13 protein-coding genes are annotated in these 13,726 nt (G+C 70.1%); 11 read left to right on the top strand and 2 right to left on the bottom strand.

Annotated elements, in window-relative coordinates; translation table 11 throughout:
* Positions 1–42: 42 nt before the first annotated feature.
* Genes LOS78_RS14020 through LOS78_RS14010 form a run of 3 tightly spaced genes read left to right on the top strand, consistent with a single transcriptional unit; the run spans position 43 to position 3,633 of the window.
* The gene (locus tag LOS78_RS14020; RefSeq protein WP_230377186.1) at positions 43–1,506 is read left to right on the top strand and encodes a mannitol dehydrogenase family protein; all 1,464 of its coding nucleotides are present in this window, start codon (positions 43–45) and stop codon (positions 1,504–1,506) included.
* A 6-nt stretch (positions 1,507–1,512) separates the two neighbouring features.
* Positions 1,513–2,166 carry an HAD-IA family hydrolase gene (locus LOS78_RS14015; protein WP_230377185.1) on the top strand — a complete coding sequence of 218 codons (654 nt, stop codon included), beginning with the start codon at positions 1,513–1,515 and terminating at the stop codon, positions 2,164–2,166.
* A gap of 15 nt (positions 2,167–2,181) precedes the next feature.
* On the top strand, positions 2,182–3,633 hold the full coding sequence (locus tag LOS78_RS14010) for an FGGY-family carbohydrate kinase (protein WP_230377183.1): 1,452 nt from the start codon (positions 2,182–2,184) through the stop codon (positions 3,631–3,633).
* On the opposite strand, the gene LOS78_RS14005 is transcribed toward LOS78_RS14010, so the two are convergent.
* Positions 3,622–4,554 (bottom strand): sugar-binding transcriptional regulator, encoded by a 933-nt coding sequence (locus LOS78_RS14005; RefSeq protein ID WP_230377181.1) that lies wholly within the window; start codon positions 4,552–4,554, stop codon positions 3,622–3,624. The genes LOS78_RS14010 and LOS78_RS14005 overlap by 12 nt on opposite strands.
* Positions 4,555–4,746: 192 nt before the next feature.
* On the opposite strand from LOS78_RS14005, the gene LOS78_RS14000 reads away from it, so the two are divergent.
* From LOS78_RS14000 to LOS78_RS13990, 3 genes are all read left to right on the top strand, one after another.
* Positions 4,747–5,322 (top strand): LysE family translocator, encoded by a 576-nt coding sequence (locus LOS78_RS14000; RefSeq protein ID WP_230377180.1) that lies wholly within the window; start codon positions 4,747–4,749, stop codon positions 5,320–5,322.
* A gap of 241 nt (positions 5,323–5,563) precedes the next feature.
* The gene (locus LOS78_RS13995; protein WP_230377179.1) at positions 5,564–6,298 is read left to right on the top strand and encodes a cytochrome c oxidase assembly protein; all 735 of its coding nucleotides are present in this window, start codon (positions 5,564–5,566) and stop codon (positions 6,296–6,298) included.
* Positions 6,295–6,771, top strand: coding sequence for a CopD family protein (locus LOS78_RS13990; protein WP_028716780.1), 477 nt, complete (start codon positions 6,295–6,297; stop codon positions 6,769–6,771). The genes LOS78_RS13995 and LOS78_RS13990 overlap by 4 nt, the downstream gene beginning before the upstream one ends.
* On the opposite strand, the gene LOS78_RS13985 is transcribed toward LOS78_RS13990, so the two are convergent.
* Positions 6,738–7,286 carry a DUF2231 domain-containing protein gene (locus tag LOS78_RS13985; protein ID WP_230377178.1) on the bottom strand — a complete coding sequence of 183 codons (549 nt, stop codon included), beginning with the start codon at positions 7,284–7,286 and terminating at the stop codon, positions 6,738–6,740. The two genes, LOS78_RS13990 and LOS78_RS13985, sit on opposite strands and share 34 nt — an antisense overlap.
* Positions 7,287–7,361: 75 nt before the next feature.
* Here LOS78_RS13985 and LOS78_RS13980 point away from each other — a divergent pair, with 75 nt between their 5' ends.
* The 5 genes from LOS78_RS13980 to LOS78_RS13960 all read left to right on the top strand — a co-directional run bounded on the left by LOS78_RS13980 (position 7,362) and on the right by LOS78_RS13960 (position 13,720).
* Positions 7,362–8,009 (top strand): cytochrome c oxidase subunit II, encoded by a 648-nt coding sequence (locus LOS78_RS13980; RefSeq protein ID WP_230377177.1) that lies wholly within the window; start codon positions 7,362–7,364, stop codon positions 8,007–8,009.
* Positions 8,006–10,471 carry a cytochrome c oxidase subunit I gene (ctaD, locus tag LOS78_RS13975; protein ID WP_230377176.1) on the top strand — a complete coding sequence of 822 codons (2,466 nt, stop codon included), beginning with the start codon at positions 8,006–8,008 and terminating at the stop codon, positions 10,469–10,471. Before LOS78_RS13980 ends, ctaD begins: the two co-directional genes overlap by 4 nt.
* A complete protein-coding gene (locus tag LOS78_RS13970) occupies positions 10,468–10,776 on the top strand; it encodes a hypothetical protein (RefSeq protein ID WP_230377175.1) in 309 nt (102 codons plus the stop codon). Before ctaD ends, LOS78_RS13970 begins: the two co-directional genes overlap by 4 nt.
* A 263-nt stretch (positions 10,777–11,039) precedes the next feature.
* Positions 11,040–13,304: an acyl-CoA dehydrogenase gene (locus LOS78_RS13965; protein ID WP_230377174.1), complete on the top strand. Its 2,265-nt coding sequence runs from the start codon at positions 11,040–11,042 to the stop codon at positions 13,302–13,304.
* Positions 13,304–13,720, top strand: coding sequence for a hypothetical protein (locus LOS78_RS13960; protein ID WP_230377173.1), 417 nt, complete (start codon positions 13,304–13,306; stop codon positions 13,718–13,720). Before LOS78_RS13965 ends, LOS78_RS13960 begins: the two co-directional genes overlap by 1 nt.
* Positions 13,721–13,726 lie beyond the last annotated feature (6 nt).

Below are 13,726 nucleotides of genomic sequence, written 5' to 3'. Positions count from 1 at the left end.
CCGCGGCTTCGTTCCTGCATGACAGAACCGGGATGAATTCGGATGGACAGGCTTTCCAACCAGACCCTAGACCGCCTCGGCCAGCCGGTGCCGGGCTATGACCGCGCCGCCCTGCGCCCCGGCATCCTGCATTTCGGCGTCGGCAATTTCTTCCGCGCCCATCAGGCCGCCTATCTGGACCGGCTGATGAACATGGGGCTGGCGCAGGACTTCGCCATCATCGGCGCCGGCGTCATGCCGGGCGACGTGCGGATGCGCGACACGCTGGCGGCGCAGGACTATCTTTACACGCTGGTCGAGCAATCGGCCGAACGCTCGGATGCCCGGGTGCTGGGGCCGATCGTGGACTATATCGCGCCGGGCGATCCCGCGCGGGTCATCGCCGCGCTGGCCGATCCGGCGATCCGCATCGTGGCGCTGACCATCACCGAGGGCGGCTATTTCATCGATGCCGCCACCGGGCATTTCGACCCGGCCCATCCCGCCATCGCGGCGGATGCGCAAAATCCCGACGCGCCGCGGACCGTGTTCGGGCTGATCGTCGCGGGGTTGAAGGCGCGGCGGGCGGCGGGCCATGCGCCCTTCACCGTCATGTGCTGCGACAACATCCCGCATAACGGCAAGGTCACCTGCGAGGCGGTGGCCGAAACCGCGCGGCTCTCGGACCCGGAGCTGGCCCGGTGGATCACGGCGCATGTCGCCTTCCCGAACGCCATGGTGGACCGCATCACCCCCGCCACCAGCGACCGCGAGCGCCGCATGGTGCGCGAGGATTTCGGCATCGCCGACGACGCCCCGGTCTTCTGCGAGGATTTCATCCAATGGGTGCTCGAAGATAACTTCCCCGCCGGCCGCCCGCCGCTTGAGAAGGCCGGCGTCGAATTCGTCGCCGACGTGACGCCCTGGGAACTGATGAAGATCCGCATCCTCAACGGCGGCCATGCGGTGATCGCCTATCCGGCCGGGATGCTGGACATCCATTTCGTGCATGAGGCGATGGCCGACGCTCAGGTCCGCGCCTTCCTGGAAAAGGTCGAGGCGGACGAGATCATCCCCGCCGTGCCGCCGGTGCCCGGCACCGACCTTGGCGCCTATTTCGCCAAGGTGGCCGAACGCTGCGCCAATCCCAAGATCGGCGACACGGTGCGCAGGCTTTGCCTCGACGGTTCGAACCGGCAGCCGAAATTCATCGTGCCGACCATCGCCCACCGGCTGGAGCGCGACCTGCCCGTGGACGGGCTGGCGCTGGAATCGGCGCTGTGGTGCCGCTATTGCGCCGGGACTACGGACAGCGGCGCGGCCATCGAGCCGAACGATCCGAACTGGAACCACCTGACGGAGGTGGCGCAGGCGGCCCGGACCGATCCCTCGGCCTGGCTGGACATGGCCGAGATCTATGGCGCGACCGGCCGCGATCCGCGCTTTGCCGAACCCTTCGCGCGCTGGCTGGCCATGCTGTGGGACAGGGGCACGCGCGCGACGCTCGACGCTTATCTCAAGGGCTAGGCGGTGGTGCGCGGGCTGATCTTCGACTGCGACGGGGTGCTGGTCGATTCCGAGCCCCTCGCCGCAGTCGAGATCGAGGCGCTGCTGCAAAGGCTGGGCGCGCCGATCACCCGCGCCCGCATCTATGACGAATTCCTGGGCCGCTCCTTCTCGACCATCGTCGAGGCGGCGCGGGGGGAGGGCGTCGATCTGGGCCCGGCGCTGCCCGGCTATGCCGAGGCGCTGGCCCTGCGCTTTCGCCGCGAGCTGCGCCCGGTGCCGGGCATGGCCGAGGCGGTCGCGGGGCTTTCCGGGCCGCGCGCCGTGGCCTCATCCAGCGCGCCGGACCGGCTGCGGCTGTCCCTGTCGCTGACCGGGCTGGCGCCGCTCTTCGGGCCGCATGTCTATTCCGCGACCCAGGTCGCGCGCGGCAAGCCCGAGCCCGACCTGTTCCTGTTCGCCGCCCGGCATCTGGGCATCGCACCGGCCGACTGCGTGGTGATCGAGGACAGCCCGGCCGGCCTGCGCGCCGCCCGCGCGGCAGGCATGCGGGTGATCGGCTTTCTGGGCGGCAGCCATGCCGCACCCGCCCGGCTGGCCGAAAAGCTGGCGGCGCTGGCCCCCGACGCGCTGATTGACCACGCCCGGGATTTGCCCAAGACTTTGGCCGAGCTGGGCTAGGGAAGGGGAATCGGCGTGCTGATCGGGGCCGTGGATGTGGGCTCGGCCCGGGCGCGAGCGGGGCTTTTCACCCTCGACGGCCGGCTGATCGCCCGCGCGAGCCGGGGTTTCGCCACCATCGCGGGGCCCGACCGGCAGGCCATGCACGATTTCGCCGAGATCTGGCGGGCCGTGGCCGAGGCCCTGGCCGAGGCGCGGCGTCAGGCCGGCGCCAGCCCCGCGCAGGTCGGGGCGCTGGCCTTCGATGCCACCTGCTCGCTGGCGGTCGAGGCGCCGGGCTTTGCCCCGGACGTGATCGCCTGGCACGACCATCGCGCCGTGGCCGAGGCGGGCGAACTCAGCCGCATCCCGCATGAGATCGTCGCGCGGGCCGGCGGCTCGGTCTCGCCCGAGATGCAGACGCCGAAGCTGATGTGGCTCAAGCGCCATCGGCCCGAGGTCTGGGCGGTTCTGGCCGGAGTGCGCGACCTTTGCGACCAGCTGGCCTTTCGCGCCACCGGCATCGAGGCGCGCTCGCTTTGCGCGACGGCGGCGAAATGGCCCTGGCTGCCGGATCGCGGCGGCTGGCAGGCGGACCTGCTGGAACAGGCCGGGATCGCCGATTTCCCGCGCCCGGGGCCGGTCCTGCCGCCCGGCGCGCGCATCGGCCCGCTTTCCTTGCAGGGCGCGGCCGAGCTGGGGCTGGAGCCCCAGACGCTGGTCGCTGCCGGGCTGATCGACGCCTTTGCCGGGGCGCTCGGCGCGGCGCCGGACATGCCGGCGCTGATCGCCGGCACCTCGAACTGCGTGATGGCGACCGGGCTGGCGCCGCGCCCGGCGCTTTGGGGCCCCTATCCCGGCGCCATCCTGCCCGGCGAAAGCGTCAGCGAAGGCGGCCAGTCCGCGACCGGCGCGCTGCTGGAGCGGGTGCGCGGGCTTTACCCGCAGCCGGTCAGCCACGACGCGATCCTGGCCCGGATCGCCGCCGATCCCGAGCCGGAGCCCGGCCTGCATGTCCTGCCCGACATCAAGGGCAGCCGCACGCCCTTCGCCGATCCGCTGATGCGCGGCGCGATCCACGGCCTGACGCTGGAACGCAGCGCGCAGGCGCTGGATGCGCTATACTGGCGCGCGGCGGTGGGCATCGCGCTGGGGACGCGGCAGGTCATCGCGCATATGGGGCTGGCGCCCGCGGCGCTGGCCATGGCCGGCGGGCAGGCGCGCTCGGCCCTGCTGCGCCAGCTTTATGCCGATGCGACCGGGGCCGAGATCCACTGGCAGCCCGAGGACGCGGTGCTGCGCGGCACCGCCATCGCCGCCGCCGCGCCGCTCATGGGCGGGATCCGCGCCGCGCGCGCCCGTTTCGCAAGACCGGTCGAGATCACCCGCCCCGATCCGCAGGCCCGGGCGCGGCGCGAGCGGGACTGGCGCATCTTCCTGCGCATGCAGCAGCAGCGCGCCGAAATCGCCGCGATGTCAGTCGCCTAGCAGCGCCGCGCCGGTCGCGGCATCGGTGATCAGCCCGCTGATCAGCCCGCCCTGCAGCGCGCCGCGGATCGCCGGCACCTTTTCCGCGCCATGGGCGGCGCCGATCACCAGCGTCGTCTCGCGCGGCGGGATCGGGGCCGAGGCCACCCGGTCGTTGCTGAGCCCGGCCACCAGCGCGCCCCGGGCGTCATAGGCCCAGCCGGTGATCTCGCCCACCGCGCCGGCCGCGACCAGCGCGTCCAGATCGGGCTGGGACAGGAACCCGTCCAGCATCAGCGGCGCGCCTTCGCCCAGCGTGCCGATGCCGACGAAGGCCACCGCCGCCTCGGCCGACATGCGGATCAGCCGCTCGATGCTGGGCTGGCTGTTGACCGCCTGCCGCTCGCGCATGCTGGGGGCGATGACGGGCAGGGGCAGGGGAAAGCTGCGGGCGCTGACCAGGTCGGAGAGCGTGAACAGCACGTTGTAATAGGCGGTCGAGCCGTCCGGCGCGATATTGCCGGTCAGCGAGACGATGCGGTGCTGCGGGCAGTCGATATGCGGCAATTGCGCGATGGCGCTGCGCAGCGTGCGGCCGGTGCCGATCGCCATGGTCATCGGATCGGGACGCCGCAGCCATTGCTCGATCACATCGGCCAGCATCAGCGCCACCCCGACCTCGGGTGCGTCCGAGGGCGCGATCTGGCAGAATTCCAGCCCGTATTTCCGCTGCAATTCGACGGCGAGGTCCATGCAATGGGCGAAGGGATGGTCGATGCGGATCTTGACGATGCCCTCGGCCATGGCCTGCGCGACCAGGCGCTGCGCGGTCTGGCGCGAGACGCCCATGATGCCGGCGATCTCGTCCTGGGTCTTGCCCGCGACATAGGAAAGCCATGCCGCCTTGGCTGCCTGTTCCAGTTTCCGGCCCTGGTTCGACATCGGTTGCGGTTCCCGTCCTGCACCTGCCAGGGATGCGTTCCCCCGACCCCGTGTCTAGCTTGCCGGCGGACCGGCTGTCCAGCACCCCCGCCCCGCCGGAAAAGCCGCGCGCCGATGATCCATGTCAATTTCCGGGCCGCCCGATCCGGCGTAAACCGCCGGGGCTGGACAGACCTGCCGGGGATTCGCGCGATGAGCGTCATGGCCTTCCTTTCCGCCGTCCTGGCGCTGCTGATCGCGCCCGGGCCGACGAATACGCTGATGGGCCTTGCCGGGGCGCAGAAGGGGCTGCGCGCCGTGCTGCGCCTGATGCCGGCAGAGCTGCTGGGCTATCTGGCCGCCATCCTGCCGCTGGCCTGGCTCGGCGCCGGGCTGCTGGAACGCTGGCCGGCGGCGGCGGTGGGGCTGAAGCTCGTGGCGGCGCTCTGGGTCATGCTACTGGCCGTCCGCCTGTGGGGGCGAGGCGGCGAGGATGGCGCGGGCGACGAGGTGACGGCGCGGCGGGTCTGGCTGACCACGGTGCTGAACCCCAAGGCGCTGATCTTCGGTCTGGCGCTGCTGCCGGCGCCCGCGGATCCGGGCTTTGCGCCAAGGCTGGCGCTGTTCTGCGCCATGGTGGTCGCGGCGGCGTTGCTCTGGGGTTCGGCGGGGACGCTGACCCGGATCGGGGATCGCGGTCTCGGCCGGCTGGGCGTGGTGCAGCGCCTGGCCTCGGCCTGGCTGGCGGCAGTCTCGGTCACGCTGATCGCGGGGGTGATCGGGGCGTGACGCCCGCTGCGGCCGGGCCGGGAAGCGGTCGGGCAGGGGCCGGTGCGATCGGGCCGCCGGCCTGATGTATACCTCATGCGCTTCCGCGACCGGAGCTGACGGCCGCGGAAGCGCGAGGAGGCCGAGGGCCGATCCGGCTGATGCGCATGCGGGGCGGATGAAACCGCAGCCCCCTTTGCCGGTTGTCACTGGACAGATGCTTCACCGCAACCGGACAGAGATCGCCGCGAGGAGGGCGCCCATGGACAGCGAGCAGGCGCAGATCGGCACCTCCTATTGCGGGCCCCCGCCCGAACCCGGAGGGCTCTGGAGCAGCTGGAACCTCGATCCGGTCCTGATCGCGGCATTGTTGTTGTCGCTGGTCTGGGGGCTGCGGCACGCGGAGGCAAGGACTCTTTTCCTAGCCGGCTGGACGGGTCTGGTTCTCGCCTTCGTTTCGCCGCTCTGCGCCCTGACCACGGCGCTTTTCTCCGCGCGGGCTGTTCATCACCTGCTGCTGGTCGGGCTGGCCGCGCCTGCGCTTGCCGCCGGCCTGCCGCTTCGCCGGGTTCCGGCCGCGGCAGGTTTTGCCGCCACGGGCCTCGCCCTGGTCATCTGGCATGTGCCGGCCGCCTATTCGGCGGCGTGGAACAGCGCGGCCGTCTACTGGCTGATGCAGGCCGCGCTGTTCGTTCCGGCCTGGGCCTTCTGGTCCGCGGTGTTCCTTCCCGGGGACCGAAGCGCCGAGGCTCTGCTTGTCCATGCCTTGCTGGTGGGGGCGCTGGCCGGGACGATGGGGCTGATCGGCGCGGTGCTGGCCTTTTCGGACCGCGTTCTCTACCCCCAGCATCTCGCCGGCAGCTGGGCTTGGGGGGTGGAGGCCCTTGCCGATCAGCAGGCGGCGGGGCTGGTCATGTGGGTGCCGGGTCTGGTGCCGCTGGCGCTGGTCGCGGCGCTGATGCTGCGGCGGGTCTGGCGGCAGGGCGCGGCGGCATGATCGCGGCGGTGAAATTCATCCATTTCGTCGGGCTTGCCTGCTGGTGCGCGGCGCTGATCGCGCTTCCCCTGCTGATGCATGCCCATGGCGGGATGCGCGACCAGCGGCAGTTCGCGCGGTTCCGCCTGGTGACCCATGTCAGCTACATCGCCTTCGCCACGCCCGCCGCGCTGATCGCCATCGCGGCGGGAACCGCGCTGGTCTTCCTTGCCCGGGTCTTCGAGCCCTGGCTTCTGGCGAAGCTGGCCTTCGTCGCGGCCATGGTGCTGGTCCATGTCTGGCTTGGCCATCTGATCCAGCGCTCGGGCGAGCAGCCGGGCCGCGCGCGGCCGGCCCATCCGCTGGTCGGGCTGGCGCTGGCGCTGCCGCTGATCGGCGTGGTGCTGGCGCTGGTTCTGACCAAGCCCGACCTTTCGGCGCTGACGGCCCTGATCCCGGATCAGTTCCTCGTTCCCCGCGGAGCGGCCCCATGATCATGTTCCGGTCCTCCCTGCGTGCCCAGCCCGTAATCGAAGACCAGCTTGCCGCCGTGCCAGCCGGTCATGCCGGTCATGCCCGCAGCGAGAAGCGAGGTCAGCACGCCCCAGGGCAGGACCGCCGCGACCGGATCGTCCAGCCGGATCGCCCAGTTGGCCCCCAGAACCGACAGCAGCATGACCGCCAGGACGAAATGGGTCCAGCTTGCCGCGCGGATGCGGATGCCGGGCACCAGCAGCAGCTCGGCCGTGCCCGCGAGCCCGGCAAGCAACCCCATGAGGAAACCCACGCCCGACGCCCAGAGCGCGGTCCGGGGCCAGAACGGGTCTCCCGTCCACCAATAAAGCGCATCGGCGCCCAGCGTGCAGATGCACAGCGCGATCGGAAAGGTCACCAGCATGGCATGGATCGGATGCCCGGCGATGGCGATGCGGGATTCCGTCAGGTGGAAGCTGCGGTGTTCGTGAATCGGATCCCTGAACCTGCGGCGGGGCCGCCTGCGTCTCGCCATGCTCGGACCTTCCCTGCTGCCTGCCTGGACCGGGCGGCACCCGCATCCCCTGTGCCGCAACCGGCGGCGGCGCTGATGGTTCCTTTTCTGGCGGGTTGCGAGGGCCCCTTGTCCAGCCTTGCGCCCGCCGGGCCGGCGGCGGCGCAGATCGCGGTTCTGTGGTGGGCGATGCTGGCCGGGGCGGTGCTGATCACGTTGATGGTGCTGGCGCTTGTCTGGCGCGGTTTCGCCGTGCCGCCGCATCCTCGGCCCGGCGAAAGCTTCTGGATCCACGGCATGGGGCTGGGCTTTTCGCTGGCGGTGCTGGCGGCGGTGGTGGGCGCCGGCATCTGGGTGGGCGAAAGGCTGCAGGCCCGGCCGGACCCCGAGGCGATCCGGGTCGAGGCCATCGCCCGGCAATGGGACTGGCGCTTCCGCCAGCCGGGGCCGGACGGGCGCATGGTCGAAACGCGGGGCCGGCTGCATATCCCTGCCGGGCGTCCGGTCGATGTGGTGATCCGGTCCGAGGACGTGATCCACAGCTTCTGGGTGCCGCGCCTTGCCGGCAAGATGGATGCGCTGCCCGGGCGGGACAACCTGCTGCGGATCCAGGCGGATGCGCCGGGCCTCTATCACGGCACTTCGGCCGAGTTTTCCGGGACCGGCTATGCCGGGATGCGCTTCGAGGTGCTGGTCTGGCCGCCGGCCGATCCGCCCGATCTGACCGCGGAGGAGGCCGAATGATCCCGCCGCGCCCCAATCCGCCGCAGAACGCGCTGCGCCTTCATCGCGAGCTGGACCGGGTCTGGGGCCGGCCGCCGGGGTTGCGGGGCTTCCTGTCTTCGGTGAACCACAGCGAGCTGGGGCTGCGGTTCATGATCGCCGCCTTCGTGTTCTTCGCCGTCGCCGGGATGCTGGCGATGCTGATCCGCACCCAGCTTGCGACGCCGGGGGGCGCGTTCCTCGATACCGCGCATTACAACCAGATCTTCACCATGCATGGCAGCATCATGATGTTCCTCTTTGCCATTCCCATGCTGGAGGGGCTGGGGATGTATCTGCTGCCCAAGATGCTGGGCGCGCGCGACCTGGCCTTTCCGCGCCTGTCGGCCTTTGGCTGGTGGTGCTATCTCTTCGGCGGCGCGATCATCCTGCTGGCGCTGCTGGCCGGGGTGGCGCCGGATGGCGGCTGGTTCATGTATACGCCGCTGTCGTCGAAGACCTACAGCCCCGGCATCAATGCCGATGTCTGGCTGCTGGGCATCACCTTCGTCGAAGTCTCGGCGGTGGCGGCGGCGGTCGAGATCATCGTGACGGTCCTGCGGATGCGCGCGCCGGGCATGCGGCTGACCGACATGCCGCTGATGGCCTGGTACATGCTGGGCACGGCGGCGATGATGCTGGTGGGCTTTCCGCCGCTGATCCTCGGCTCGGTGCTGCTGGAGATCGAACGCGCCTTCGGCTGGCCGTTCTTCGACGTGGCGCGCGGCGGCGATCCGCTGCTGTGGCAGCACCTGTTCTGGCTGTTCGGCCATCCCGAGGTCTATATCATCTTCCTGCCGGCGGCGGGGGCGATTTCCACCATCCTGCCGGTGATGTGCCGCACGCGGATCATGGGCTACGGCGCCATCGTCGCGGCCGTCCTGGGGCTGGTGTTCCTGTCCTTCGGCCTGTGGGTGCATCACATGTTCGCCGTGGGCATCCCGCATATGGCGCTGGCCTTCTTCTCGGCCGCATCGGCGCTGGTCGCGGTGCCGACCGCGGTGCAGATCTTCGCCTGGATCGGGACGATGTGGCAGGGGCGGCCGCAGATGCGGCTGCCGATGCTGCACCTGATGGGCTTCTTCTCGACCTTCGTCATAGGCGGGCTGACCGGGGTGATGCTGGCCATCGTGCCCTTCAACTGGCAGGCGCATGATACGGCCTTCGTCACCGCGCATCTGCATTACGTGCTGATCGGCGGCTTCGTCTTTCCGATGATGGCGGCCGCGGTCTACTGGCTGCCGCTGTTCAGCGGCTGCGCGCGGGTGAAGGGGGTGGGCGAGGCCGCCTTCTGGCTGATCCTGACCGGCTTTCACGGCACCTTCCTGATCATGCACCTGACCGGCCTTCTGGGCATGCCGCGCCGGATCGACGCCTATCCCGACAATCCCGAATGGATCCTTCCCAACCTCGTCAGCTCGCTGTTCGGCTTCGTCATGGCGATGGGCTTTGCCCTGTTCCTGCTGGACCTGCTGCTTCAGGTCGTCTTCGGGTCGCGCGCGCGCCGCGATCCCTGGGAAGCGGGCACGCTGGAATGGGCCATGCCGATGCCGGCGCCCAGCTACAACATCGCCTCGCTGCCCTTGCCCGGGCAGACCGCGCTGGACCTGGCGCGCGGCGAAGGGATGCTGCCCGGGGCGCCGCGGGACCGCCGCGAAACGCTGGTGGTCGAGGCCCTGGGCGGCGCGCCGCGACATGTGGCGGTGCTGCCGGGGAACACCCTCCTGCCGGTGGTCACCGCGGCGGTGATCGGGGGCTTCGTGTTGCTGATGCTGTTTGGCTTCTACCGTCCCGCCGCGGTCGCGCTTGCCGCCATCGCGCTGACCGCCTGGCAGTGGCAGGGGTTCATGGGCTGCCGCCGCGACGCCGGCCCGGTCGAGGTCTCTCCCGGACTGCGCCTGCCGCCGAACTGGGCGGTAGAGGACGGTCTGGCCCGGACCGGGCTGGTCTGCCTTCTGATCGCCAACGGCACGCTGCTTGCCTGCCTTCTTTTCGCGGTGGGGTTCCTGTCGGTGATCGCGCCGAACTGGCCCGCGCCGGAAAGCGGCCCGGGCACGGCGCGGGCGGCGATCCCGGCGGGGCTGCTGCTTCTGTCGCTGCTTGCCGCCTCGGCCCTGGCGCGGCTGTCGCTGGCGCGGGGGGCGTCAGCCGCCCTGTTGCCTCTGGGGGCGGCGCTGGCTGCCGCCGGGCTGCTTGCGGCCGGGCTGGACGATCCGACCCGCCATGCCCGGGATGCCCTGCGGGCGGCGGGGCTGGGCTATGTCGTGCTTCATGTCGGGATCGCGCTGATGCTTGCCTTGCTGTGCCTTGTGCAGCGCCGGGACGGCCGGATCGCGCCGGGCCGGGTTTCCGCCTGGCCCGTCTGGCGCATCTGGCAGGATTACACCCTGGCGACCACCGCCGTCCTGACGGGCCTGGTCGCCGCGCAGGAGGTGCTGTCATGACCTGGCCCCTGCGCGCCTTGCTGGGTCCGATGCTCTGGGCGGCGGCATTTTCGGCGATCTATGCCGTTCACGGGCTGGGCTGTGCGCTGGACTGGCCCGCCCGTCCCGCCCCGGTTGGCGACCTGCACCGCTTCGCCCTGATCTCGCTGTGGTTGGCATCGCTCATGGGCGGGGCGCTGATCCTGTGGCGGATGCCGAAAGCCGGGGACGCAGGCGACAGGATCGCCCGCGCGGGCGGCTGGATCGGTTTCCTGGCCATCCTGCTAACGCTGTTTCCGGTTCTGGGCCTGACGACCTGCGGCTAGGCAGGAAGAGCGATCCGCGCCCAGCCCCCGAGGTCGCCGCAAGAGGCGGCCGGACAAAGGGGGCAAGATTTCGCCTTTGCGGCAGTTGCAACCGCATTCGAGCCGGGGACGCAGGCGGCCCGCGCCAGGCGCAGACCCTTCGACCCCGATCATCACGGGCCCGCAGGTGGCCTGACATCCGGGCCGGCACACCAAGCTGTGACGACGCTCAAGGAACCAATCCGAACGAAGGCGCATTACCCGGAAAGGCATCCGAGCGCATCATGGGTTTACGCAAGCTTCGAAAGGATTACCTGACCAAGCCTGTCTTCCGATGGGCCAGCGCCGCCATGCCGCCCATTTCGGAGACGGAACGCGAAGCGATCGATGCCGGCACCGTCTGGTGGGACGGCGCGCTGTTTTCGGGCAATCCGGACTGGAAGGCGCTTCTGGCGATGCCTCCGGCGAGGCTGACAGAGCGCGAACAGGCCTTCATGGACGGGCCCGTGCGCGAACTCTGCGCAATGGTCGACGACTGGAAGATCGCCTGGCAGGATCGCGACTTGCCGCCCGAGGTCTGGCGCTTCATGCGCGAGCAGAAATTCTTCGGGATGATCATCCCCGAGAAATATGGCGGGCTCGGCTTTTCGAACGCGATGCATTCCGAGGTGGTTCGGACGGTGTCCACCGCAAGCGTGGTGGCCGGCGTCACCGTCATGGTGCCCAACTCGCTCGGCCCCGGCGAGTTGCTTTTGCATTTCGGCACCGAGGAACAGAAGGATTACTGGCTGCCGCGGCTGGCCGACGGCCGTGAAATCCCCTGTTTCGGCCTTACGTCCGAGGATGCGGGCTCCGACGCGGCGGCGATGACGGATACCGGCGTCGTCGAGCATGGGGATATCGACGGCGAGCGGACCCTGGGCATCAGGCTCAACTTCCACAAGCGCTATATCACGCTCGGCCCGGTGGCGACGGTGATGGGTCTCGCCTTCAAGCTTCGGGACCCCGACAACCTGCTGGGCGAGGGGGTGGAGCGCGGCATTACCGTGGCGCTGATCCCGACCGCGACGCCGGGCGTCAGCCACGGCGAATGCCATATGCCCCAGTTCACGCATTTCCAGAACGGGCCGCTTCACGGCAAGGACGTTTTCATTCCGCTGGACTGGATCCTTGGCGGCAGGAAGCAGATCGGCCAGGGGTGGAAGATGCTGATGACGGCGCTTGCCGCCGGCCGCGGCATCTCGCTGCCGTCGCAATCGGCGGGATCGGCGGCGATATGCGCGCGCGTCACCGGCGCCTATGCCCGCATCCGGCGGCAGTTCAACCTTCCCATCGGCGATTTCGAGGGCGTGCGCGAACATCTTGCCGACCTTGCCGCCAATGCCTACCTGATCGACGCCGCGCGCCGTCTGACGGTCGCGGCGCTTGATGAAGGCCATCGGCCCTCCGTGATCTCGGCGATCATGAAATATCACGCGACCGAGCGCATGCGGCAATCGGTCGAGAAGGCCATGGATATCCATGGCGGCAAGACGATCATCGACGGGCCGAGGAACTATCTCGGCGGGCAGCACCGCTCGGTGCCGATCGGCATCACGGTCGAGGGGGCGAATATCCTGACCCGCAACCTGATGATCTTCGGCCAGGGCGCGATCCGGTCGCATCCCTACATGCTCGACGAGATGACGGCGCTGTCGGAGACCGACAAGGCCGCCGGCCTCGACGCCTTCGACCGCAGCTTCTGGGCCCATGCCGGCCATGCCGTCCGCACCGTCTTCCGCACCTGGGGGCGGGGCTGGACCGGCGGCCGCATCGCACCTGCGCCCGAGGGCGCCGCGCTGCCGCATCATTGGCGCCAGCTGTCCCGGCTGTCCGCCGCTTTCGCGCTGCTTTCCGACATGGCGCTGCTGACGCTGGGCGGGGCGCTCAAGCGCAAGGAGATGCTGTCGGCGCGCATGGGCGACATCCTGGCCGAGCTTTATCTGCTCGGCGCGGTGCTGAAGCGATACGAGGACGAGGGCCGGCAGGAGGAGGACCTGCCGATCGTGGATTACGTCATGCTGACGGGGACCGACCGCATCGCCGCCGCCTTCGACGGCGTGCTGGCCAACCTGCCTGCACGCTGGGCGGCGTGGCTCGTGCGCTTTCTCGCATTCCCCTTGGGCGTTCCTCGTGCCCATCCGCCCGACAGGCTGACCGATCAGGTGGCCGCGATCCTGCTGGAGCCGACGGCCCAACGCGAGCGGCTGACGCCGAACCTCTATCTGGGCGAAGGCCGGGACGGTCATCCGGTCCGGGATCTGGAGGAAGCCTTCCACCTGGTGGCCGCCAGCGCCCCGATCGAGAAGAAGATGCGCGAGGCAAAGCTCCGCGATCCCGAACAGGCGCACCGCCGCGGCCTGATCAGCGACGACGAGCTCGCCCATATCCGGGCCGCCGAGGCCGCGACCGCGCGCGTGATCGCCGTCGATGCCTTTGCGATGGAGGACATCTCGCCGCTGGCGAGTCAGCATCGTCGGGGCAAGAAGCTGCACGAGGCCGCGGAATAATGGCTGTGCAGCCGCCAGAACGCGCGGCGAGGCGGCAGGCACGCGATGCAGGAAAGATCGAACGCGCTTGGCGGCTGCCGGAACGGCCGCGGCCGAACGGCCCGGACGCGATCCCGGCCGCCCTGCGCGAGGCGCGCAACCGCGGCGGCGGCGGGCCGTTCCCCTTCGGGACGGATTTCACGGCCGGGGAACGAAAACTGCTCCCGGCGCTTTCGTTCCTGAAGGAGAGGACCGCCACGCGGCGGGGGACGGCCTCGGCCGCCCTCTCGGCGATGGCCGCAGGCGCACGGCGCACGGATCGCAGGGAAGAACTCGCCCGGATGCAGCTTGGCAGGGCGAACGGCTTTCGGGAGATGATCTGCAGGCGCCTGCTATGGGCGCTGGAACAAGCCAGCTCGGGGGATGCGTTGCGCTGAGCGTCC

The organism is Paracoccus sp. MA, from assembly GCF_020990385.1.
In the GTDB taxonomy this organism is placed as follows: Bacteria; Pseudomonadota; Alphaproteobacteria; order Rhodobacterales; family Rhodobacteraceae; genus Paracoccus.
The sequence above is the reverse complement of the archived record's forward strand: the minus strand, read 5'-3'. Positions and strand labels throughout refer to the sequence as shown.

Excerpts from the sequence above, each read along its gene's own strand:
- LOS78_RS14020 (WP_230377186.1), top strand. The coding sequence starts at position 43 with ATGGACAGGCTTTCCAACCAGACCCTAGACCGCCTCGGCCAGCCGGTG.
- LOS78_RS14005 (WP_230377181.1), bottom strand. The coding sequence starts at position 4,554 with ATGTCGAACCAGGGCCGGAAACTGGAACAGGCAGCCAAGGCGGCATGG.
- LOS78_RS14000 (WP_230377180.1), top strand. The coding sequence starts at position 4,747 with ATGAGCGTCATGGCCTTCCTTTCCGCCGTCCTGGCGCTGCTGATCGCG.
- LOS78_RS13995 (WP_230377179.1), top strand. The coding sequence starts at position 5,564 with ATGGACAGCGAGCAGGCGCAGATCGGCACCTCCTATTGCGGGCCCCCG.
- LOS78_RS13990 (WP_028716780.1), top strand. The coding sequence starts at position 6,295 with ATGATCGCGGCGGTGAAATTCATCCATTTCGTCGGGCTTGCCTGCTGG.
- LOS78_RS13985 (WP_230377178.1), bottom strand. The coding sequence starts at position 7,286 with ATGGCGAGACGCAGGCGGCCCCGCCGCAGGTTCAGGGATCCGATTCAC.
- LOS78_RS13980 (WP_230377177.1), top strand. The coding sequence starts at position 7,362 with ATGGTTCCTTTTCTGGCGGGTTGCGAGGGCCCCTTGTCCAGCCTTGCG.
- ctaD (WP_230377176.1), top strand. The coding sequence starts at position 8,006 with ATGATCCCGCCGCGCCCCAATCCGCCGCAGAACGCGCTGCGCCTTCAT.
- LOS78_RS13970 (WP_230377175.1), top strand. The coding sequence starts at position 10,468 with ATGACCTGGCCCCTGCGCGCCTTGCTGGGTCCGATGCTCTGGGCGGCG.
- LOS78_RS13965 (WP_230377174.1), top strand. The coding sequence starts at position 11,040 with ATGGGTTTACGCAAGCTTCGAAAGGATTACCTGACCAAGCCTGTCTTC.
- LOS78_RS13960 (WP_230377173.1), top strand. The coding sequence starts at position 13,304 with ATGGCTGTGCAGCCGCCAGAACGCGCGGCGAGGCGGCAGGCACGCGAT.